General features: G+C 36.8%; 21 protein-coding genes. 15 read left to right on the top strand and 6 right to left on the bottom strand.

The annotated features are described in order from the left end of the window. Positions 1-31: 31 nt before the first annotated feature. From ACFSQJ_RS01085 to ACFSQJ_RS01065, 5 genes are all read left to right on the top strand, one after another. Positions 32-805, top strand: coding sequence for a TIGR03915 family putative DNA repair protein (locus ACFSQJ_RS01085; protein WP_377764899.1), 774 nt, complete (start codon positions 32-34; stop codon positions 803-805). A 338-nt stretch (positions 806-1,143) separates the two neighbouring features. Next, complete coding sequence (locus tag ACFSQJ_RS01080) at positions 1,144-2,112, top strand: SMODS domain-containing nucleotidyltransferase (RefSeq protein WP_377764898.1); 969 nt, start codon at positions 1,144-1,146, stop codon at positions 2,110-2,112. Then, positions 2,099-2,524 (top strand): hypothetical protein, encoded by a 426-nt coding sequence (locus ACFSQJ_RS01075; RefSeq protein WP_377764897.1) that lies wholly within the window; start codon positions 2,099-2,101, stop codon positions 2,522-2,524. Before ACFSQJ_RS01080 ends, ACFSQJ_RS01075 begins: the two co-directional genes overlap by 14 nt. Further along, complete coding sequence (locus ACFSQJ_RS01070; RefSeq protein WP_377764896.1) at positions 2,517-3,281, top strand: hypothetical protein; 765 nt, start codon at positions 2,517-2,519, stop codon at positions 3,279-3,281. Before ACFSQJ_RS01075 ends, ACFSQJ_RS01070 begins: the two co-directional genes overlap by 8 nt. A 227-nt stretch (positions 3,282-3,508) precedes the next feature. Beyond that, a complete protein-coding gene (locus tag ACFSQJ_RS01065) occupies positions 3,509-4,363 on the top strand; it encodes a glycoside hydrolase family 16 protein (RefSeq protein WP_377764895.1) in 855 nt (284 codons plus the stop codon). Positions 4,364-4,368: 5 nt separating this feature from the next. On the opposite strand, the gene ACFSQJ_RS01060 is transcribed toward ACFSQJ_RS01065, so the two are convergent. Next, a complete protein-coding gene (locus tag ACFSQJ_RS01060) occupies positions 4,369-4,896 on the bottom strand; it encodes a hypothetical protein (protein WP_377764894.1) in 528 nt (175 codons plus the stop codon). 241 nt (positions 4,897-5,137) lie between these two features. Here ACFSQJ_RS01060 and uvrA point away from each other — a divergent pair, with 241 nt between their 5' ends. From uvrA to ACFSQJ_RS01040, 4 genes are all read left to right on the top strand, one after another. After that, on the top strand, positions 5,138-7,999 hold the full coding sequence (gene uvrA, locus ACFSQJ_RS01055) for an excinuclease ABC subunit UvrA (protein ID WP_377764893.1): 2,862 nt from the start codon (positions 5,138-5,140) through the stop codon (positions 7,997-7,999). A 9-nt stretch (positions 8,000-8,008) separates the two neighbouring features. Continuing rightward, positions 8,009-8,695 (top strand): LOG family protein, encoded by a 687-nt coding sequence (locus ACFSQJ_RS01050; protein ID WP_377764892.1) that lies wholly within the window; start codon positions 8,009-8,011, stop codon positions 8,693-8,695. Positions 8,696-8,705: 10 nt separating this feature from the next. Beyond that, positions 8,706-11,564, top strand: coding sequence for a metalloprotease (locus ACFSQJ_RS01045; RefSeq protein ID WP_377764891.1), 2,859 nt, complete (start codon positions 8,706-8,708; stop codon positions 11,562-11,564). 159 nt (positions 11,565-11,723) lie between these two features. After that, positions 11,724-14,135, top strand: a complete 2,412-nt coding sequence (locus ACFSQJ_RS01040) for an alpha-ketoacid dehydrogenase subunit alpha/beta (protein WP_377764890.1) — start codon at positions 11,724-11,726, stop codon at positions 14,133-14,135. A gap of 40 nt (positions 14,136-14,175) precedes the next feature. Here ACFSQJ_RS01040 and ACFSQJ_RS01035 read toward each other — a convergent pair whose 3' ends face one another. Next, a complete protein-coding gene (locus tag ACFSQJ_RS01035; RefSeq protein ID WP_377764889.1) occupies positions 14,176-16,956 on the bottom strand; it encodes a M16 family metallopeptidase in 2,781 nt (926 codons plus the stop codon). A 151-nt stretch (positions 16,957-17,107) separates the two neighbouring features. On the opposite strand from ACFSQJ_RS01035, the gene ACFSQJ_RS01030 reads away from it, so the two are divergent. Beyond that, positions 17,108-17,488 (top strand): DoxX family protein, encoded by a 381-nt coding sequence (locus tag ACFSQJ_RS01030; protein WP_377764888.1) that lies wholly within the window; start codon positions 17,108-17,110, stop codon positions 17,486-17,488. On the opposite strand, the gene holA is transcribed toward ACFSQJ_RS01030, so the two are convergent. Further along, on the bottom strand, positions 17,489-18,490 hold the full coding sequence (gene holA / locus ACFSQJ_RS01025; RefSeq protein WP_377764887.1) for a DNA polymerase III subunit delta: 1,002 nt from the start codon (positions 18,488-18,490) through the stop codon (positions 17,489-17,491). It abuts the gene before it with no gap. Between the two features lie 26 nt (positions 18,491-18,516). Between holA and ACFSQJ_RS01020 the strand changes: the two genes are divergently transcribed. The 3 genes from ACFSQJ_RS01020 to ACFSQJ_RS01010 all read left to right on the top strand — a co-directional run bounded on the left by ACFSQJ_RS01020 (position 18,517) and on the right by ACFSQJ_RS01010 (position 20,926). Beyond that, positions 18,517-18,963, top strand: coding sequence for a type I restriction enzyme HsdR N-terminal domain-containing protein (locus ACFSQJ_RS01020; protein ID WP_377764886.1), 447 nt, complete (start codon positions 18,517-18,519; stop codon positions 18,961-18,963). Positions 18,964-18,975: 12 nt separating this feature from the next. Continuing rightward, entirely contained in the window at positions 18,976-19,977 is a 1,002-nt protein-coding gene (locus ACFSQJ_RS01015) for a glycosyltransferase family 2 protein (protein WP_377764885.1), read from the top strand. 76 nt (positions 19,978-20,053) lie between these two features. Then, a complete protein-coding gene (locus ACFSQJ_RS01010) occupies positions 20,054-20,926 on the top strand; it encodes an OmpA/MotB family protein (RefSeq protein WP_377764884.1) in 873 nt (290 codons plus the stop codon). Between the two features lie 51 nt (positions 20,927-20,977). Here the strand turns inward: ACFSQJ_RS01010 and ACFSQJ_RS01005 are convergent, their stop codons facing one another. Both ACFSQJ_RS01005 and ACFSQJ_RS01000 read right to left on the bottom strand, forming a co-directional pair. Next, positions 20,978-21,598, bottom strand: a complete 621-nt coding sequence (locus tag ACFSQJ_RS01005) for an L-threonylcarbamoyladenylate synthase (RefSeq protein WP_377764883.1) — start codon at positions 21,596-21,598, stop codon at positions 20,978-20,980. Positions 21,599-21,682: 84 nt separating this feature from the next. Beyond that, positions 21,683-22,288 carry a hypothetical protein gene (locus ACFSQJ_RS01000; RefSeq protein ID WP_377764882.1) on the bottom strand — a complete coding sequence of 202 codons (606 nt, stop codon included), beginning with the start codon at positions 22,286-22,288 and terminating at the stop codon, positions 21,683-21,685. Between the two features lie 208 nt (positions 22,289-22,496). Here ACFSQJ_RS01000 and ACFSQJ_RS00995 point away from each other — a divergent pair, with 208 nt between their 5' ends. Then, entirely contained in the window at positions 22,497-22,637 is a 141-nt protein-coding gene (locus ACFSQJ_RS00995) for a hypothetical protein (protein WP_377764881.1), read from the top strand. A gap of 5 nt (positions 22,638-22,642) precedes the next feature. On the opposite strand, the gene ACFSQJ_RS00990 is transcribed toward ACFSQJ_RS00995, so the two are convergent. Next, positions 22,643-23,191: a DinB family protein gene (locus ACFSQJ_RS00990; protein WP_377764880.1), complete on the bottom strand. Its 549-nt coding sequence runs from the start codon at positions 23,189-23,191 to the stop codon at positions 22,643-22,645. Positions 23,192-23,430: 239 nt separating this feature from the next. On the opposite strand from ACFSQJ_RS00990, the gene ACFSQJ_RS00985 reads away from it, so the two are divergent. After that, positions 23,431-23,753 (top strand): IS110 family transposase (locus ACFSQJ_RS00985; protein WP_377764879.1); only part of this gene is annotated, 323 nt, incomplete at its 3' end.

Genomic DNA, 23,753 nt, shown 5'->3' with positions numbered 1-23,753 from the left:
TTCGAAATGACTTTTCAAAAAATAGAATACTATGAAAAATTCAACAACTTTAATTTATGACGGAAGCTTTAACGGCTTTCTAACGGCAGTTTTTATCGCTTTTGAAGAAAAGCTGCAAGTGGCCGACATACAACGCAATACCCAACGCCAAAACGGGCTGTTTTCTGAGACCGAAACCATTTTTACCAATGTCGAAAAAGCAAAACGGGTATGGAACGGGGTTCGTGCAAAAAGCAATAACGCCATTACCACGATTTACTTTGCCTTTTTGAGTGAAACGGAAGGTGTGGAAATGATGTGCTATAGTTACATTCAAAAACTAATGGCCACTAAGGATAAAAAACAAGCGGACTTCTCGGACAGTACTGTTTTATATATTTCACAATTGGCACGTAAAGTAGGCCGTGAAAAACACCGCATGGAAGCCTTTGTTCGTTTTCAATTGACAAAAGACAATATCTATTTTGCGAATATTGAGCCCGATTTTGATGTCTTGCCCCTTATCTCTAAACACTTTCGTAACCGCTATGCAGACCAGCAATGGTTGATTTATGATGTAAAAAGAGGCTATGGTATATTCTACAACTTGGAGCGTGTAGAAATTGTATCATTGGATTTGGCCGAAATACATTTTAATAGAACCCGCAAAAGCAAAGCTTTTACGAGTAACGAATACGATTACCAAGAATTATGGAACAACTACTTTCAAAGCACCAATATAAAATCACGCATCAATAGAAAACTACATACACAACATGTACCAAAGCGCTATTGGAAGTATCTTTCTGAGAAAAAAGTAAGTTAGATGGTGTGAGGCATTGATGTTTGGACAAATTTGCATTTACGGACCATGCGTAAATCCTGAGCGTAGTCGAAGGGTGAGTGAGAAGAAAGAGGCGGTTTAGTTGTTAATAATTAATAGATAATGGTTTTTTGTGGTACTTGAAACTTATAAACGAATCAACGACCTTCGTTAGCAACCGCTAAATGGAACTTGTACTGAGCTTGTCGAAGTGTTAAAACTCCACTTAGCTTATTGTTACCTGCAATGCGAATAAACTACTCACTACCAATAAACTGACACATTGACTGAATAAAATTTCGGCATACTAATTGAACATTTTTTTAAGAAAAATTTAAGAAATGCCAACAGTATTACAAGCAATAAAAAAACTGATAGACAATGTTTCAGTAACAGATAGACAAGAGGAGAGTATTAAAACTTCAACAGACTACTTAAACGGTCACTTGACGAAAGATGAAAATGATTTAGACATAGATAGTACCTTCATTAATGGTTCATATGAACGAGATACAATTATAAGGCCATTAGATGATGTTGACATATTTGCTGTTTTAAATGAGTCTGAATGGTCAGATGAATATGGAAATTTACCTAAACCACAAGCTGTTCTTACTAAAGTAAAGAACAAATTAAATTCAATATCACACTACAAGGATAAGGTTACGCAAGATAGACCTTGCGTTACTGTAACCTTAAACTCGATAAATTTTGATGTTTTACCAAGTTTTGAACGAAACAATGGAGGTTATTTAATTCCAAATTACGATTTGCAATCTTGGACATACAGTTATCCAAAACAATTAACAGAAAATTTAAATGATTGCAATAGAAACAATGGATACAAGATAAAAGATGTTGTGAAAGCAATAAAATATTGGAACAGAGAAAACAAGAAGCTTATTCCGTCTTTTCAGATTGAGGAAACCTTAATAACGTATTACAACGTTCACAGTTTTAGTAACTATGAAGAAGCAATAAGGCTTTGGTTCAATGACGCTGAATATTACCTTGACCAATCAAAATTTAAAACAACTAATCAGTTTGACGATGCTATAAAAAAGATTAAAAAAGCAAAAGATAAACTCAATACCGCAAAAGAACACATTGATAATAAAGAAAATGCAGAAGCTCTTCAAATCTGGAAAGATGTGTTTGGTAAAGAATTTATTATCTCTGATGCGAACGAAGCTAAATCGTTTTCTCAAAAATTATCAGATGGACTTTTAAAATCATCTTCGACTGGAATTGTATCGGAATCTGTGGGTAGAAATATTCCAGCATCAAAAGGTTTCTATGGCGATTTATAGAAACAAATCTACCAAAGTTGATGTTCAGATTGGAGCAATGAAATCGATTTATCCGCAATTTAAGGTAATTAAAAAAAAAAGTGCAGAAGTTGAATTTGTAGGTGTACTTCAACCAAAACCAGAATTTAGAAAATTTAAAATATCAGTAAAATATCGTGGTAACCTAAAACCTCAAGTAAAAGTTATTGAACCTAAACTAGTGGAAAATCCACCACATTTTTATAAAAGTTCTGGAACTCTTTGTTTATATCATCCAAAAGATTTTAGATGGACAAAGGATAAATTAATTGCAAAATATATTTTACCAATTACTTCAGCTTGGTTGTATTTCTATGAAGTATGGTTAGAAACAGGTGTTTGGTATGGTCCAGAAGCCAGCCACGAAAACAGTAAAAATCCAAAAGATGACTAAAAAAGTACCTCACTCTAAACTTTACAAAATCGTTAGTAAGCTATCAAATACTTTAAACTGGCTATTAATAATATCTACAATCATTTCTCTTGTAATTATAGCCTTAAATAATTTTAGTATTACATCTAATCCAATTATCTCTTTGTGGCTTTCAAGATTACTTGCATTATTAGGTATTGTCTTTTTTGTTTTAGAAATAATTCAAAGCCAAACCTATCACCGAGCCGAACTTCAAAGAAAAAATGATTTTATGGATAATAGCCTTAAAACAAAGTTGGCTGACACCAACTCTAATGAATATTACACAAACGATGACATTAGCAACGGTGTCTACAAAATGGGTGTTAATTGTTTTGAAAATTCATTTTTCACTAAAAACATAACTTCTAAAATGTTGACAAAACAAATTATATACACTATTGTAATTTGGATTGTTTTATGGTCTGTAATTTTAACTGCGCCAAACAATGTGTTCGTTGAAGTTATTCTTTTAGCTCTGCCATTTTCAGTCGCTAATGATTTAAGAAAATTATGTCGTTTAAATAAGGATGTTGAAACAGTATTTACAAATTTCAAGAATATTTTTAGCGCTACTAAAAAGTCCAAGATAGAACCATTAATTATTGACAACGTAATTAGTTATGAAAAATCAATATCTTACAATTCTATACCATTAAATAGTAAGATATTCGATGAATTGAATGATGAGCTATCAATGGAATGGAATAACATAAAAAAGGAATATAAAATTAAATAAGAACAGCAGGTAAACATAGCTATAAGTAATTGCTTGTTCTCGCCTACTTCTGAAAATTCTCTTGGATTTTCAGTTTGGTGTGTACTTATAAACTTCAGTACTAAACCAAGCAACTAATCATTGCCGAGACAGATGTCGAAACCTGCTTGTTTAATCTTACTTTCTGGTCTAATAGAAATCATTTTTCATAGTTTAAAAAAAATCACCATGACAAACAAACTACCTAAATGAAAAAACAGTTCCTTATTTATGGCCTTTTAATTATAGGCGCACTACTCCTCTCCTATTATATTTTAACAGGCATGAATACTGCTAAAGTAAATGAAACAGCTACTGACCTTACCACCTTGGTTTGGGCAGATGAATTTGACGTAGATGGCCCAATAAATCCTGAAAAATGGTTTCTACAGACACAATTACCCCCAGGCGGGAGTTGGTGGGGCGGGCTTATTCAGCATTATACCGATAGGGAAGAAAACACTTTTGTAAAAGATGGCTATTTAAACCTTGTTGCCAAAAAGGAAACCTATACGGATCAAGGGGAAACCAAAGAGTATACCGGGGCTAGACTAAACTCAAAATTTGCTTTTACTCGTGGTAAGGTAGAAGTAAGGGCAAAAATGCCCAAAGGTACGGGCACATGGCCAGCCATTTGGATGCTTAACACCAATATAGACGAAGATGGCGCCTATTGGGATAACAAGGGTTATGGAAAAGTAAAATGGCCCGCATGTGGCGAAATCGATATTCTTGAGCATTGGGGCAAAAATCAAGATTATGTTTCAAGCGCCGTGCATACGGCTTCAAGTCATGGAGATACCGTTGAAAATCTCGGAGGAAGAACCGTTGATAACGTATCAGACGATTTTCATACCTACTCCCTAGAATGGACCAAAGAAAAAATGATTTTTGAAATAGACGGTGTTACGCATTATGAATACAACCCTACCATAAAAAACAAGGATACCTGGCCTTTTAACAACAACTACTACATCATTTTAAACATTGCTATTGAACCCGATATTGACCCGAGTTTTACAGAAAGCGCTATGTTGGTAGACTATATTAGAGTTTATCAATAACACTATTAGCCCTTACTTCGCTCCCCTACAAAATGATCGTTTTTCGTTTTAAAAAGCACATTAAAACTTGTAAGTGATCCATAAATACGGGTGATATATTGTTGTAGGTCTATCTTCTCTTGATCATCCAAATTCTTACTGCTGTTTATCTTTTGTTCCATCACCCGAATACGGTCTCGCACCATCACAATTTTATGAAAAAAGGTGTCGATAGGCATTTCTTTGTTCGCTGTAGCATCCCCTGGGTCTAGAATCAATTTTCCGCCGCGCCATTTGTCCGCTATTGCTACTTTTTCATGGGTGTCGCTCCATTTTTCCAATATCTTTACCAGTGAGCTTTCCACATCAAAAAAACTGACACTATCAACATCATCTTCTAAAGCCTCTATCACCTCAAAATCTGAGTCAATATCTATCGTTTCCAATCCGTTTTCTAAAAAGGTCACCCAATAATGTTTAGACGACACATTGGTGACCACCCCTTTTCCATATTCCGCATGGTCAATTCTTGAACCAATACCCAGTAGTTTCATTTGTTATTGTTTTATGTAGACAACCGTCAGTTCGAGTAATTTGCTAGTAGTGAATTGTCTCGAGAATAGATTGTGCAATTCAAAATACTTGTTTTCGATACAAAATCTTACAGATTTTACTCAAATCGACACATTTTAAAATTTTTTATTCAATTCCAAAAATACAATAGCAATTAACAAAAATGCAAGAGAACCTCGCTTCATTTTTACGGCTCAATTGATTACTTTAGCATCTTGTGCTATGATCAACTACGAAGAAAATATTGAAGTACGCGGAGCGCGTGTTCATAATCTCAAAAATATAGATGTTACCATACCCAGAGAAAAGCTTGTCGTAATTACCGGCCTTTCTGGTAGTGGTAAATCTTCATTAGCTTTTGATACTATTTATGCCGAAGGGCAACGTCGTTATATTGAAACTTTTTCAGCATACGCCCGGCAATTTTTAGGTGGTTTGGAGCGCCCAGATGTCGATAAAATTGACGGACTTTCACCTGTAATCGCTATTGAACAAAAAACAACTTCAAAATCGCCTCGCTCTACAGTAGGAACCATAACTGAAGTGTATGATTTTCTACGACTTTTGTTTGCCCGGGCCGGTGATGCCTATAGTTACAATACAGGCGAGAAAATGGTAAGCTATAGTGACGAGCAGATAAAAAAGCTCATTATTGAATCATACCAGGGCAAGAAAATTAATGTGCTCGCGCCGGTAATCAAATCAAGAAAAGGACATTATCGCGAGCTTTTTGAACAGATAGGAAAGCAAGGTTTTGTAAAAGTTCGTGTAGATGGTGTTGTTGTGGATATTACCAAAGGCATGAAAGTGGACCGTTATAAAGTCCACGATATTGAAATTGTTATTGACCGCTTAAAAGTTGCAGGGGGTGAAGAGTTCGATAAACGCCTGACCGAAACTATCAATACAGCTATGTACAGCGGTAATAATGTATTAATGGTTTTAGAAGAGGGTGAAAAAATACCTCGTTATTTTAGTCGCGATTTAATGTGCCCATCTTCGGGAATCTCCTACCCTACACCAGAACCGAACACGTTTTCCTTTAATTCCCCAAAAGGCATGTGTTCACATTGCAATGGTCTAGGGCATGTGTACGAGGTGAACGAAGAAAAAATATTTCCGAATAAAAAACTGTCCATAAAAGCAGGCGGTATCGCACCTTTGGGTGAATACAAAAAATCTTGGGCTTTTAAACAGTTGGAGACTATTGGGGAGCGCTATAAGTTTGATATGGAAACGCCTTTGGATAAGATCCCTAATGAAGCTATGGATGTAATCCTTAACGGAGGAAAAGATAGTTTTGCCGTAGATTCTAAAACCCTTGGTGTAAAACGGGAATATAAGATTGATTATGAAGGCATTTCTAACTTTATAAAGTCTCAATTTGATGAAGCCAACTCTACTTCAATAAAGCGATGGGCCAAAGATTATATGGATAAAATCCAATGCCCTACCTGCGATGGTTCCCGTTTGCGGGAAGAATCGCTTTATTTTAAAATTGATGAAAAGAATATTGCAGAATTGGCAAATTTAGATATTGCCGAACTTGCACAGTTCTTTGAAGAACTGGAACAAAAATTAGAGGGTAATCAAAAAAAGATTGCTGAAGAAATCGTAAAAGAGATACGCACCCGTATTCGTTTTCTTCTAGACGTGGGCTTAGACTACCTTTCTCTGAATAGAAGCTCAAAATCGCTTTCTGGTGGTGAGGCGCAACGTATTCGATTGGCGACACAAATAGGCTCACAACTTGTCGGGGTATTATATATTTTAGATGAACCAAGTATAGGATTACATCAACGTGACAATGAACGATTGATAAATTCATTGGCTTCACTGCGAGATATTGGAAATTCGGTGATTGTTGTGGAACATGACCGCGATATGATCGAAGCTGCCGACCATGTTATTGATATTGGCCCAAAAGCCGGTAAGCATGGCGGCACCATTATTTCTGAAGGAAAGCCTGAAGATTTAAAGAATCACGATACCCTTACAGCGGATTATATCACTGGGGATAAAGAAATTGAAGTTCCTGAAAAGCGTAGAAAAGGAACAGGCAAAAAATTGGTTTTATCCGATTGTACGGGCAATAACCTCAAAAATGTAACCGCGGAGTTTCCGCTTGGTAAAATGATTGGGGTTACAGGCGTTTCAGGAAGTGGCAAATCCACATTAATTAATGAGACCCTCTACCCTATTATGAACGCCCATTACTTTAATGGGGTCAAAAAACCAATGCCCTATAAAAAGATTAAGGGGCTAGAACATATCGATAAGGTGATTGATATCAACCAATCCCCTATCGGGCGAACGCCCAGGTCAAATCCGGCGACATATACAGGTACTTTTAGTGAAATACGTGCTTTGTTTGCCAAAACCACTGAAGCTACTATCCGTGGATACAAACCGGGGCGATTTAGTTTTAATGTGCAAGGTGGTCGTTGCGAAACCTGCCAAGGTGGTGGTTTAAAAGTGATTGAGATGAACTTTTTACCAGATGTTTATGTAGAATGTGAAACTTGTAATGGCAAACGTTTCAACAGAGAAACCCTGGAGATTCGCTATAAAGGAAAGTCAATTGCGGATGTCTTAGAAATGACAATGAACGAAGCTGTCGATTTCTTTGAGAATATCCCTAAAATCCATAGAAAACTTAAAACCATTGTAGATGTAGGTCTTGGTTATATCTCTTTGGGGCAACAATCCACTACTCTTTCAGGGGGCGAAGCGCAAAGGGTTAAACTGGCAACAGAACTATCCAAAAGAGATACAGGAAATACATTTTATATCTTAGATGAACCTACAACTGGGCTTCATTTTGAAGATATTCGAGTTTTAATGGAAGTATTGAATAAATTGGTAGACAAAGGAAACACGGTCTTGGTTATTGAACACAATATGGATGTGATAAAAATGGTGGACCATATTATCGATATTGGTTATGAAGGTGGTCGTGGCGGCGGAATGATCGTGGCCAAAGGCACCCCTGAAGAAGTGGCCAAGGACAAAAAAAGTTACACAGCGAAGTTCCTTAAAAAAGAACTTGAAAATTCTAAGAAGAATCTCGCGAAAGCGATTTAACATAAAAATATGCGATCAGAAGTACACCCAAAAGGTTGGAATGAAATAAAAACGAACGATTCTTGGGCCATTTTTAAGATAATGGGCGAATTCGTAAACGGTTTCGAAAAAATGAGCCAAATAGGGCCCTGCGTATCAATTTTTGGTTCGGCCAGAACCAAACCTGGAGCAAAATATTATGAATTGGCAGTAGATGTAGCTCAAAAACTGGCTTCTTCTGGCTATGGCGTTATTACAGGTGGTGGGCCCGGAATAATGGAAGCCGGTAACCGAGGGGCAAACCAAGCAGGCGGAACTTCCGTAGGTTTAAATATAGATTTACCCTTTGAACAACACGATAACCCCTATATTGATTCTGACAAGAGTTTAGACTTTGACTACTTTTTTGTGCGTAAGGTCATGTTTGTCAAATATTCACAAGGATTTGTCGTTATGCCAGGAGGGTTTGGCACGCTTGATGAGCTATTTGAAGCAATTACACTTATACAGACCAAAAAAATCGGAACATTTCCGATAATTCTGGTGGGTACAAGTTTTTGGAGCGGTCTTATGGATTGGATCAAGACAACTATGCTAGAAGAAAAAAATATAAGTCCAGAAGACCTTGATTTGATTAAACTAGTTGATTCACCAGATGAAGTAGTAGCCATTATAGATGCCTTTTATAAGGGTCATACGATGAGTCCAAACTTTTAATAAGTTTTTTTTGAGAAAAAATTATTTTCGATTTAAGTTTCACATCTCAGCAATACTGTTATTCTGCAGTTTGCATGCTGTTGCCCAGCATGAAAATAATTTAACGGCAACTATTGATGATGAGACGAAAGAGATTTCGATCAAGCAAAAATTTACCTATGTAAACAATTCGGACACGAGCCATAAAGAACTCTATTTCAATGATTGGAATCATTCGTATTCATCAAAAAAAACACCTTTGGCCAAGCGTTTTGGAGAACAATTCAAAAAAAGCTTGCATCTCGCCAAGGATGACGAAAGAGGTCGCACCGATATTGTTAGTGTTGTCGATAGCGAATACAGTGGGCTTAAATGGGAAAGGACCAAAAACTTAGATATTATTCGAGTAGAGTTGCACGAAGCACTTGCCCCCGGTGAATCGATTACTATTTTCTTCACCTACAACTTAAAATTGCCGCAAAATAGATTTACGCCTTACGGTTACAATTCTGATGGAGGTTATTATTTGAAGGATTGGTATCTGAATCCTGCTGTTTTTGATGGGGATTGGAAATTATATTCCAATAAGAACCTTGAAGACAATTACACAGGGCTTACCAACACAACCGTGAGTCTTATTTTTCCTAAAAAACTGTTTCTTACTTCAAATTTTAAAGAATCAAGAGTAACCGATATTTCTTTTGCACAACAAATTTCGCTCAAGGCAACGAACGGTAAAAATTGCGAAATCATTCTTACAAATACAAAAGAATTTACTAAGCACGTTACTTCGTACTTAACGGTTAAAACCGATTTAGAATCTAAAAAATACGATGGCATTTCACAGGCCTTATCCATAGAAAAAGTATCCAAATTTATTTATGATCATTTAGGAGAGCATCCTCAAAAGGAAGTTCTGGTCAGTGAAATGGATTATAATAAGAGTCCACTTTACGGCTTAAATCAATTGCCTTCGTTCGTTAGGCCCTATCAAGAGCAATTTCAGTTTGAAATGATGTTCTTAAAAACTGCCTTGAATAGTTTTTTAAAAGAATCCTTATATCTAGACCCCCGACAAGAACGCTGGGTTTCTGATGCTATAAGTAATTATCTGATGATCAAGTACGTGGAGGAGAATTATCCAAAGCAAAAACTGATCGGCAAACTTTCTCGAATTTGGGGTGTTCGTGGTTTTCATTTGGCCAAAATGGATTTTAACGAACAGTACTACTTGCTTCAAATGCTTTCGACAAGAAAAAACATTGATCAAGCGCTTACTACCCCAAACGATTCACTCATCAAATTCAATCAAAAGATAGCAAACCGTTATAAAGCCGGGCTGGGCTTGGCCTATTTGGCCGAATATATCGGGGAAGAAAAAATAGATAGTAGTATTTCATCTTTTTTTAAGAAAAGAGCATTACAACCCAAAACAAAGGCCAGGGATTTTAGGGACATTCTTGAGGCCAATACCGACAAAGATATTTCTTGGTTTTTTGAGGAGTATGTAGGTACTAGAAAGCGTATCGACTTTAAGATCAAAAACGTAATAAAAAGCGAAGATTCCATCACATTGACCATAAAAAACAAAAGAGGCACTAACGTGCCTATTTCACTTTTCGGTCTTCAAAAAGACTCTGTAGTATCTAAATACTGGTTCAGTGATATCGATACTTCACGAACATTTACCATACCAAGAACTACGGAAGATCGTTTGGTCTTGAACTATGACCAAAAAATACCCGAGTTTAATCAAAGGGACAACTGGAAAACCTTGAACGGCTTTTTCTCTAGCAACAAAAAATTGCAGTTCCGCTTTTTCAAGGATACAGAAGACCCTTATTACACGCAAGTTTTTTACGTACCAATAGCAAACTTCAATTTGTATGATGGCATAACCCCGGGCTTAAGAATTTATAATAAAACCTTTTTAGAAAGACAATTTGTTTATGATCTATCACCCACCTACTCTTTTTTAGAGCGTACTTTGGTGGGTAAAACCAGTCTTAGATATCGTAAATATCATGGTAAAGGCGGGCATTACGTGTCCAATTTCAGTATTGGTGCCAGTACCTCGCATTTTCAAGAAAATTCCAGATTTACAACAATTACACCTGCAATGAGCTTTGGGTGGCGGCCAGATGATCTAATTTCAAATAAAAGACAAGGTCTACTTTTCAGGCACCGAAGTGTTTTTAGAAATATAGACCCTAACGTTTTGGCAAATAACGAGGCCGATTTAGATTTAGAGAACAATCCCGACTACAGTGTATTTAACGTAAGGTATTTCAATGTTGACAATGATATTATCAATTTTAAGTCTTCTTTAATAGATTTTCAGCATTCCAGTGAGTTCACCAAAGCTTCCGTAGAATTAGAATACCGTAAACTCTATGAAAGCAATAGACAACTAAATCTCAGGTTCTATGCCGGTAAGTTTATAAGAAATAAAACCAACTCAGATTTCTTCAGTTATGCCCTAGACAGGCCTACAGATTACCTATTCGACTTAGGGTATCTAGGTCGCTCTGAGGGAAGTGGTATCTACAGCCAACAAATTATTATTGCGGAAGGTGGTTTTAAATCTCGATTTGAAGACCAATTTGGCAGTGATTGGATAGCAACGACAAATGCTAGTTTTAATATTTGGAGGTGGATAGAATTGTACGGTGATATCGGAATGATTGCTGATAGAGGTGAAAGTGCCCGTTTTGTATATGACTCTGGTATTCGTTTAAATCTGGTAACAGATTATTTTGAATTATACTTTCCGTTATACTCCAACAAAGGTTGGGAAATAGCCCAACCTGACTATGGTCAAAGCATCAGGTTTATAGTCACCATAAGCCCAAAAACGCTTACCGGTCTTTTCACCAGAAAATGGTTTTAATTTTAAAAGATTGATAAAATAAAGTTAAATAGATGGCGTTATTTTTTCATATTCGCTGTATTACTAACATTTTTTTGTGATTTTGTAAATTCTGAAATTCCATTTTGTTAGTAAAATAGATGAGTATTTTGTACTTTTGCAAAAAATCAATCCGTATCTATGAAAACAAATCCTAAGACTGATAGCGAAATTTCATTTGTAGATTTTCAAGCTCAGATTTTGAGCGATTATGAAATTGCCGTTACCAGTAGGGAGTGTAGTCTTTTAGGAAGACGAGAAGTACTTACGGGAAAAGCGAAATTCGGAATTTTTGGTGATGGAAAAGAATTGCCTCAACTGGCAATGGCTAGAGCTTTTCAAAATGGTGATTTTAGAAGTGGATACTATAGGGATCAAACTTTTATGATGGCGTTAGGCCATTTGAACCCAGAGGCCTTTTTTCATGGTCTTTATGCAACTACAGATATCACCAAAGACCCCATGAGTGCAGGGCGTCAAATGGGTGGTCATTTTATGACACATAGCATCAATGAAGATGGTAGTTGGAAAAATCTGTCCGAACAAAAAAACAGTAGTGCAGATATCTCTTGTACCGCGGGTCAAATGCCAAGGCTACTTGGTCTTGCCCAAGCTTCAAAAATTTATCGGAATGTTTCTGGAATTGATACCTCTAATTTTTCAAAAAACGGTAATGAGGTCGCTTGGGGTACTATTGGTAATGCCAGTACAAGTGAAGGGCATTTCTTTGAAGCTTTGAATGCAGCTGGGGTTATGCAGGTGCCCATGGTAATCAGCGTTTGGGACGATGCCTACGGTATTTCAGTTCCTGCAGCATACCATACCACAAAAAGTGATATCTCAGAAATCTTGAAGGGTTTTCAGCGTGATGAGAATGCAAAGGGCTACGAAATCTTAAAAGTACAAGGTTGGGACTATACAGCGTTGATACATGCTTACGAAAATGCATCTGATATTGCCCGTGAAGAGCATGTTCCTGTCCTTATTCATGTTACGGAACTTACGCAACCTCAAGGGCACTCAACATCTGGATCGCATGAGCGTTACAAATCTCAAGACCGTCTGGAATGGGAACGCGAAAACGATTGTAATAAACGTTTTAGGGAGTGGATTCTTGAAAATAATATTGCTGATGAAGATGAACTTAAAACGATAGAAAAAAGGATAAAGCAAGAAGTAAGAAATGCTAAAAAAAACGCTTGGACAGCTTTTCTACAACCCCATATTTCAGAGAAGAAAAACTTGGTTCAATTAATTGGTCAAGTTGCAGATAGCAGTCCAAATAGAGCCTTTATCACGAAGATAAAGAACGATCTAATTGCCATTGAAGAGCCCATCAAGAAAGATTTGGCCTCTCACGCGAGAAAAGTACTTCGTTATATCATTGGTGAAGAATCCCATGAGAAAAAAGCACTCCAAAATTGGATAGCTAATTTTATGGATACCACGCAACCGGCATTTAGCTCACATTTATATTCTGAACTCGAAGAGAATGCAACAACTGTAAAAGCAATTGTACCCAATTATGGAGATAATGCGGAGCAAGTTGATGGTAGGGTAATTCTTAGGGATAATTTTGATAAGCTTTTTGAAAAATATCCAACTGCGCTGGTATTTGGTGAAGATACGGGTAATATCGGCGATGTTAATCAAGGTCTTGAGGGCCTACAAGAAAAATATGGGAAATATAGGATAGCAGATACCGGTATTCGTGAATCTACCATAATAGGCCAAGGCATCGGTCTTGCAATGCGAGGCTTACGCCCAATTGCAGAAATACAATATCTTGACTACATCATGTATGGACTGCAAACCTTAAGTGATGATTTGGCCACATTATTGTACCGAACGGCAGGTAAGCAAAAAGCACCTTTAATCGTGCGAACTAGAGGTCATCGTCTTGAAGGTATATGGCATTCCGGTTCACAAATGGGTGGTTTAGTTCACTTATTGCGAGGAATGTACATTCTTACACCAAGAAACATGACACAAGCTGCAGGTTTTTATAATATGCTTATGAAAACTGATGAACCAGCTTTGGTTATCGAAAGCCTTAATGGTTATCGCCTGAAAGAACAGAAGCCAAACAACCTTGGTGAGTTCTGTACGCCTATCGGCGTAGTTGAAACGGTAAAAGAAGGAACAGATATCACCTTGCTTTCCTATGGTTCTACATTAAGAATCGTTCAGAATGTAGCAGAAGAGCTTAAAGAAGTTGGTATTGATGTAGAAGTTATTGATGCACAGTCCCTACTGCCATTTGATATCAATCACGATGTAGTAAAAAGCCTAAAGAAAACAAATAGACTGCTTATTATCGATGAAGATGTACCTGGCGGATGTTCTGCGTATCTCTTACAAGAAATTCTTGAAAAGCAAGAAGGTTATAAATATTTGGACAGTGCTCCTCACACCTTAACGGCAAAGGCGCATCGACCTGCATATGCAACTGATGGAGATTATTTCTCTAAACCAAATGCCGAAGATATTTTTGAAAAAATTTATGGCATAATGCATGAGGTCAATCCAACAGATTATCCCGCATTGAGATAAATAAAAAAAGCCTCGCGATTTGCGAGGCTTTTTTTATTTATTAATTTTTAATTTCCTTTTCTTCTTGTTTCATTGCCGGTACTAATGGATTTCCATCGGCATCTATTTCAATAATTTGGTCAAAACCAAGTTCATCTAGTTTACTTGCAATTTTAGCGCGGTCACCTACCATAAACCAATTCACATTCTCTGGCTTTACTACCTCTTTACTAACCTGTTGTACTTCGTTTAAGGAAAGATTACGAACGCTTTGGTCATACTTTTTATAATAATCATCGGATAAACCATATTTAACAAGGTTTGCTACAGAATTGTTCACAGCGCTATTCGTTTCCCACTGACCAGGAAGTTTCAACACTTGATTCGTCTTTACCTTATCCAATTCAGCTTGGGTAGCGGGTCTAGTAGTTAAAAACTCCGTAATCTCTTTTCTGAGTTCGGTAACGGACTCCGCCGTCTTATCTGTTTGTACTGGTGCATACATGATAAAAGGCCTTTCTTGTTGAGCTCCTAAAACAAAACCCCCAGCACCATACGACCAGTGTTTATCCTCTCTAAGATTCATATTGATCCGAGAAGTGAAATCACCACCTAAAATGCTTACCATCTGCTCTAAGGCTACCTCAGAAACATCTCCGTACTTCTCCGTTAAATGACCAGCAATAATTACGGACTGCTGTGACTCTGGCCTATTCATTAAATAGAGTGTGTTTTTAGAATTGGTATTCGGTTTGTTGAACGTTAATGTAGGAACATCGGCTTTTTTCCATTTCCCCAATGTTTTTTCAAGTTTAGACTTTAAATCCTTCATCTCTACATCACCGGTTACGACAATAGTAGCATTATTGGGTTTGATCCATGTATCGTAAAATTTGACAATATCTTCTTTGGACAATTTTGCTACTGTTTCTTCATAACCAGTTCCAGTAAAAGGATTGCTATAAGGATGGTTTTCACCGTACATGTACTTGTTCATTACACGTAGAGCCATTGAAATTGGTTGAGACTTTTCTCGCTTTATATTATTAATCTGTTCATTCTTTAAGCGATCAAATTCTTTCTCTGGGAAGATTGGATTAAGAACTACATCTGAAAAAAGATCTAGACTTTCATTGAAACTCTGTTTTAACGTGGTCATATACACGTTTGAAATGTCTTGATCTGAGAACGTACTTAAACTGGCACCGATAAGCTGTAATTTTTCATTGATCTCTAATGAGTTCATATTTTTTGTACCCTCATCCATGAGATTCATTGCCAATTGTGCCGTGCCGGGTGTAGCTAAATAATCTGTTTTATAGCCCGCATTGACCATTAGGTTTACCACAATAGTAGGCACTCCTGAACGCTTGGCCAATACAACATTTAGCCCGTTGGATAACTTGGTTCTTTCTAAATCTGGAAATTGTGAGCTTTTCTGAGGACCTAATTCTGGTAATTTCGACCTATCCACAACTGCTTTGTCAGATGTATATTCTGGAAATGGCAGACAAATCAAAGTATGCTTTCCTTTGGTCAACCATTTTTTAGCGGTATTCTGCAAATCTTGAACTGTGGCTGTTTCGGCATAGTTTAAAACAGTCTTATAATATCCCGCATCCCCAAAATAAGTCTGATTAGATGCAAGAATGTCGGATACTCCTCCAAATCCCCCAATACGTTCTAATCCTTTTATAAATCCAGAAAAATAAGCTGCTTTCACCCGCTTAAGCTCCGCTTCGGTGGGTCCGTTTTCAATAAACTTATTGATTTCAGCAAGAAGTTCTTTCTCGATTTTTTTATAGTCTTGACCTGGTTTTACATTTGCCCAAGTAACAAAGGTACTGGCAATCTCACTTGACCCTTGAAAGGAGACCACTGAACTCGCAGTTTGATCTTCGTAAATAAATTTCTTGTATAATCTTGAATTTTTCCCCTGTGTTAAGATTGCGGAAATCAAATCAAAGTGAATGTCTTCTTTAGCGCCAAATTGTGGGGTATTCCAAGAAAACAGAACGCGTGTTTCCGGAACCCTGTCTTCATACACTTGATACGTGTCTCCGTTATGTTCCGGTATATTCACTTCTTGTCTTTCAATTGTTGGCCCAGAAGGAATATCTCCGAAATACTTCACCACTTTTTGATATACTTCTTGTGGATTTACATCTCCAGCAACTGCAACAACAGCATTAGCAGTACCATAGTATGATTTGAACCATTCTTGTACATCTTCTAAAGAAGCTGCATTTAGATCTGCCATCTCGCCAATAACCGTCCAAGAATACGGATGCCCTTTCGGATACATAGCTTTGGTAAGGTAATCCCATTGCTTTCCATACGGTTGATTTTCGCCTTGACGTTTTTCGTTTTGAACTACACCTCGTTGCTCATCAAGTCTTTCTTGGTCAATAGCGCCTAATAGATGCCCCATTCGGTCTGACTCTAAGAAAAGTACCTGGTCCAAAGCAGAAATTGGCACATTTTGAAAATAATTGGTTCTATCATTATTCGTAGTACCGTTCAAATCCGTACCCCCAATACTCTCCAACGCCTGAAAATAATCCTTGTTATAGTTTTCACTGCCGTTGAACATTAAATGTTCAAAAAGGTGGGCAAATCCGCTCTTACCCGGCTTTTCGTTCTTTGAGCCTACGTGATACCAGACATTTACAGCCGCAATTGGTGCTTTGTGATCTTCATGAACTAAAAGTGTTAGCCCGTTTGGTAATTTAAATTTTTCATATTTAATCTCAATATCACTAGCCTTAAATTGAAAATCTTGGGCAACGAGATTAACTACACTAAAAAAAAGGGTCAATAGCCCTAAAACTGTTTTTTTCATGGTGTTCTTTTTAAATTGATTGATAATTATTTAAGAATTACAATTTACTAATTATGTTCTTATTGCCAATGCCTGAAATTCCTTTTAGACGTGCCTATAATTTCATATTCAAGAAAAATTTATATTTGTAGTAACTCACATTCCCCCATTAATGAAAAATGCTGCACTAACACCCATCGGATTAGTTCTCTTAAGAATTGTTCCTTCCGCTTTTATGCTATTTGCCCATGGCCTACCAAAGTTTCAAAAACTGATTGCAGGTGATTTTGAATTCCCTGACCCATTAGGCATTGGGGCCTCTCCTTCCCTATTTTTAACGGTAATAGGAGAGTTTATAGCCCCTATCTTGATTATCGTTGGGTATAAAACAAGAATTGCGACCCTGCCTGCCGCGGCAACAATGTTTGTAGCAGCTTTTGTAGTTCATGGCGCAGACCCCTTTGGCAAAAAAGAACTCGCACTGCTCTATCTCACCTTCTTTATAGTGATAGCTATGCTGGGCCCTGGAAAGTATAGTTTGGATAAAAAGTAACTAGATTATTTTTACCAAAAGCTCTTTTAGTAAATCTGAGTGACTGATATTTTGCGCATTTACACCTTTACCCTTTAAATCTAATTCTCTCAAGTTAGAAATTACGCTGCTCACTTTTTTCATTGGATAGTTCTTTGCAGCTACCTCATATTCGTTCACAAAATATGGGCTTACACCTAAAGCGGACGCTACATTCTTAGGAGAGTGGTCATTTAGACCATGAAATTGGAGGAGTTGGGTAAAAAAACTGTTCAATAAAGTTACCGTTAGCACAAAGGGATTGTCTTTAGGATTCTGGGCAAAGTAATTGATGATTTTACTTGCCTTGGTAATATTCCGCTCTCCTATTGCTTTCTTTAACTCAAAATTATTATAGTCTTTGCTAATTCCGATATGTGTTTCGATATGTGCTGGTGTAATTTCAGAACCTTGGGGAACGACCAAAAATAGTTTTTCCAACTCATTATTTATTCTACTAAGGTCAGTACCTAAAAACTCTACTAAAAGAGCAGAAGCTTTGGGTGAAATCTGGTACTTCTTGCCATTTAATACTTTTCTTATCCAATCCGCTACTTGATTTTCATAAAGTTTTTTACTCTCGAACAATACCCCATTTTTTTGAACGGCTTTGTAAAGCTTTTTACGCTTATCGAGTTTTTTATATTTAAAACAAATCACCAAAACTGTTGTAGGCTGAGGATTCTCAACATAAGAAACCAAATTTTCTATTGTTCTAGAAAGCTCTTGGGCTTCTTTTACGACTATAACCTGATGCTCAGCCATCATTGGAAAACGCTTTGCATTAGAAACGATATCATCTACCGAAGTTTCCTTTCCATAAAGGACCATTTGATTGAAACCACGCTCTTCTTCTGTTAAAACTGTAGCAGCAATAAAATCAGAAATCTTATCAATATAATAGGACTCCTCCCCCATCAAAAAATAGACAGGCTTCAGATTTTTCTGTTTAATATTACTTACTATCTCTTTTACAGCTTCCATTTAAAAAAAATCATCAAATTTGCGCCATGCGCCCATTGAATTTTAAAGAGTATTCGTTTCGGCTCAAAAGTAGCGAAAATAGCATCCATATTTTTGACATTGTGCGCAAAAAATTTGTGGTGCTCCAACCTGAGGAATGGGTAAGGCAGCACACCGTTCACTTTTTGATTAAAGAAAAAAAATACCCAAAAAGCATCATCAATGTTGAAAAACAGATTACCGTTAATTCACTGAAAAAACGTTTTGATGTAGTTGTTTTCAACTCAGATGGGTCCATTAAAATTTTGGTGGAATGTAAATCTCCGGATGTTACGATTACACAAGCTACATTTGACCAAATTGCCCGATACAACATTAAACTCAATGCAGAATATTTAATGGTCACTAATGGATTGAACCACTTTTACTGCCAAATCGACGCAGTAGAAGAAAAATATACTTTTTTAAGAGAAATTCCTGATTTTAGCCGTTAATTTGCCACCGTTTTGAGACTAGCCATTGTAATACTAAATTGGAACGGAGCGGATTTGCTCAAAAAGTACCTGCCCTCAGTGGTAGCGTATTCTGGTGGGGCCGAGATCTATGTGATAGATAATGCTTCAACCGACAATTCGCTTTCTGTTTTAAAAGAAGAGTTTCCGAATGTTGGCATTGTATTAAACGATTCCAATTACGGATTTGCCGGTGGTTACAATACAGGCTTAAAAAGTATAGAAGCAGATTGTTACTGTCTTCTTAATTCGGATGTTGCGGTGACCGAAAATTGGCTTGAGCCAATTTTAAAGGGCTTTGCGTCTATGCCAGAAGCCACGATTCTTCAACCCAAAATTTTAGACCTTAAAAACAAAGCTTATTTTGAATATGCCGGAGCGGCAGGAGGTTTTATAGATAAATTAGGGTATCCTTTTTGTCGTGGGCGTATTTTTCAGGCCTTAGAAGAAGATATGGGCCAATACGATGACATTCATGAAATATTCTGGGCAACAGGTGCCTGTATGTTTATTAAGAGTGCTGTTTTTTGGAGTTTAAATGGTTTCGACACAGATTATTTTGCACATCAAGAAGAAGTAGATTTATGCTGGCGCGCCAAGAATAATGGGCACAAGGTTTTTTATATCGGAAAAAGCAAGGTATATCACTTAGGTGGTTCTACCTTAAGCAATATGAACCCAAAAAAGACTTTCTTAAATTTTAGAAATTCGCTTTATTCCATTACAAAAAACCTACCTCGCAGAAAAGCCTTTTTAATTATCTTCTTAAGATTGATACTTGACGGAATTGCGGCAACTCGGTTTCTTTTACAGCTAAAACCAAGACACTTTTGGGCCGTATTTAGAGCTCACCTTAGCTTTTATGCCAACTTTTCTAAGATTTACAGGAAACGGGAAAAAGCTAATTTTATATTAAAATACTATCTTGTAACATCTATCGTATGGGCACATTTCGTACATCAAGTAAAGAATTTTAACATTTTAGTAAAAGATTAACTAGAATACGGTATCATAGCTTTTCATTTTATATAATTTTGAATCCGAATTAACAGTTAATCGCAAATAATTAATCATGAAAAAAATAATACTAGGAACACTTTCACTTGTAGTCTTGTTATCTTCTTGTGTATCTCAAAAGAAATACGCTGAACTTGAAGCAAAACAAAAAGAGACACAAGATTTATTAAACTCGGCCACTGTTAAGCTTAACGACTGCTTAGAGGAAAAAGCTACCGCTTCTTCCAGATTAAATGCCTTAGAGGAGCAAAACGCTTTCTTAAAAGCTAATAATCAAGAGTTGATAAATAACATGGGAGACTTGACTACCTTAACCGCTAAAGGTGCTGAAAACCTTGAAAAATCGCTTGAAAGTTTACAAGAAAAAGATTTGACTATCAGAAGATTGCAAGATGCGGTGACCAGAAGAGATTCGGTAAACCTTTCTTTGGTACAAAGTTTAAAAGGTGTTCTCGGAAACTTGGATGATGAGGATATTGAAGTTAGCGTAGAAAAAGGTGTTGTTTTTGTTTCTATCTCTGATAAACTATTATTTAGAAGCGGAAGCTACAATGTAACAAGTGCTGCAAAAGAAGTGCTGGGTAAAGTTGCAAAAGTGGTAAACAACAAGCCTGATTTTGAGTTTATGGTTGAAGGTCATACCGATAATGTACCCTATAGAAGTGGTGTTCTTTTAGACAACTGGGATTTAAGTGCCAAGCGTGCAACTTCAATTGTTAGGGTTTTACAGAACGATTTTAACGTAGACCCAAAAAGAATGACCGCAGCAGGTAGAAGTTTCTATGTGCCTTTGGTAAGTAACGATAATGCTGCCGAAAGAGCTAAGAACAGAAGAACTAGAATTGTTGTTCTTCCAAAAATTGACCAGTTCTACAGCATGATAGAAGAAGGAATGAAAGACCCTGCCATTAACGGTGGAGGAAATTAAATATTCCTTTTCAATAAAGAAATTAAAAGGCAGCCAATTGGCTGCCTTTTTTTATAAAATATCTAAACTACCCTTACCTTCACGAACTACTTCCGGCGGATGTAACGATAAATCTATAACAGTAGATGCCACATTATCGCCATAGCCTCCGTCAATGACCACATCTACCAAATTTTGCCATTTTTCAAATATAAGTTCTGGGTCCGTAGTATACTCCAAAACATCGTCATCATCTCTGATAGATGTAGAAACTATAGGATTACCTAACTCGTTTACCAAAGCCTGGGCAATGCTATTGTCAGGTACTCGAATACCAACTGTACTGCGCTTTTTAAAGTCTTTTGGCAGATTGTTATTACCCGGCAATATAAAAGTATATGGACCAGGTAAAGCGCGTTTAAGAATTTTAAACGTTGCAGTATCTATTTGTTTTACGTAATCTGACAGGTTACTCAAATCGGCGCATATGAAAGACCAATTGGCCTTCGCCAATTTTATCCCTTTTATTCTCGCTATCTTTTCAAGGGCACGTGATTTGGTGATATCACAACCTAAACCATACACCGTATCGGTAGGATAAATTACCAAACCACCATCACGAAGCACTCTAACCACTTTCGCGATTTCCTTTGGGTTCGGATTCTCACTGTATATTTTTATGAATTGCGCCATTACTTTAGCCTTACACTAAAGTTAATATAAAATGCGAGCTAAGCGTAATTTGCTTTGATTTTTAATATGTGTCAATGAGTGCAATTAGTTACGTTCAATATCTTTAATATCGCCTCTTTGGTGCATATTTAAGATGTCATTGTTTGTAAGTACATAAATTTGATCACTATAGTTTTTCTGTAAATCTATTTTATCAACACCAGAAGATCTATCCGTTTCGTAATTGTTATAATTAACATACATACTGTCTTTAAAGACTTCTACGACCTTAAAGGTGGAATAATATCCTGCTTCTGTTTTAAAAGTATATGTATCGAACATCACAGGGTTTTGAACCAATTCTGACACTCTATCTTCTTTTTGCTTTGAGGCATAGACGCCCCAACAAATTAAAAGTGCAATAATGGCCAGTCCAGAATACTTCCATAACGGATGCTTTACAGTACCCTTAAAATTTTTATAGGCTAGCTTGCCATCTTCTCCCAAGCCATTTTTCTTGAAGCCTTTATGGCAATGCTGACATTCAAATACGCCTATTTTACCTGCTGGAAAAACAGGAATCCAAAAAACATGTACATGACGACCATAAACGCTAGCAGTCATTTGGTCTTGTGTTTCACAGTTTGGGCATTTTACATTTCGTAGTTGTGCCGATTTAAGATGGGTAGAGCGATGTCCGAATACAATCATGTGGTTGGTTTTTTATAAAACGAAATTACTGTTCAACTATTTTAACTATTACAGAACAAATTTCTCCCAAAAAACAAAACCTAAACTCCCTGAAAACAGGTATTTTATAAAACGGTGATTTTTTATTTAGAACTAAAAAGATCGTAACCAACTAGCTATTAGCGCATTAAATGATTTGAAATTCAATTTTAATTTGTATTTTAGAAATATGGATATTCCTAGTGAAGCACTTTATATGATGGTGACTGTCATTGCTCTTAGTTTGGCTTTAGGTCTAATTGGTTATTTGACCAAAGACAGTAGAAATTTTAGAAGCCGTAGAAATAGAAAAGCAATAAAGCAGTTTTAGTTGGTTTATTGATACAAAACGTATCTAGGCGGCACCAAACCGTTTAAACGTAAATGCACCAGCATTTGCCCTCTATGATGGGTAATATGGTCTGCAAGGAGCATAAAAATCTGGCGCTTACTCCTATCCAGTCCAAAATAATCAAGCTTATCGTCTAGTCGTTTAGTATCAAAAGCTTTTAGCAATGCAATAGCTTTTTCAAAAGTGTTATTGATTACCACAAGCATCTCTTTCTTATTTTTATTATGCGTTTTATAAATGGTATCTGTTTGCCATGTTCTAGCCTCTAGCCCACCTAATAAAGATTGGCTATGCCAATCCAAAGCATAACCGATATGCATTAAGTTTTCAGCAAAGCTCAACGACTCTGGGGTAACCTTATAATTGTACTTCTCTTCTGGCATCATCTCCGCCACAAGGTTTAGGTATTTCTGAGAGTTCTCTAATCGCTCTATAAAATCGTCTACAAACTTTTCTTCTTGGGCAAAAAGTGAATATATATTTAGAACTAACAACGTAATGCTGGCGACTATGATAATTTTGGTTTTAATCATATTTATCTGTTTAATGGTCTCGGCTCGTATGTTTACGAAGTATTAGTTATTATTCATAAATATAGTAGTTTCCCTAGTATTAATAAAAGCTAAAAATAGGAGGGACATCGAGGTCTCGGCTAGATACATTGAATGATATCGTTTCATAGGTTTTCGGCCCTTCTATAATCTTCTTGGAATCTGAACAGTACCTAGATCCNCCAGATGTACCCAATGATATATTGGGTTATAAAGAGCTTTTGAACTGGCTAAAGGGTTCGGTTGACCCTAGCGTGGAACTATTGGTCGTCATGGAAGCTACTGGGGTCTATCACCAAGGTATAGCCCATTATCTGTATGATAATGGTTATAATGTTTGTGTGATGCAGTCCGGTCGTGTAAAGCGTTATGCTCAGAGTTTGGATCAACGCTCTAAGACCGATGCCCTGGATAGTAGGATGCTCAGTATGCTTGGTCTGGAAAGGTCTATTCGTCTTTGGAACCCACCAAGTAAGGCACTTCAAGCATTAAAGGCATTGAGCAGGGAACGTAGCTCTTTGTTAAAGGACAGGACGATAGAGAA

The sequence above is a fragment of the Croceitalea marina genome (assembly GCF_042684265.1).
Taxonomy (GTDB): domain Bacteria; phylum Bacteroidota; class Bacteroidia; order Flavobacteriales; family Flavobacteriaceae; genus Croceitalea; species Croceitalea marina.
The sequence above is the reverse complement of the archived record's forward strand: the minus strand, read 5'-3'. Positions and strand labels throughout refer to the sequence as shown.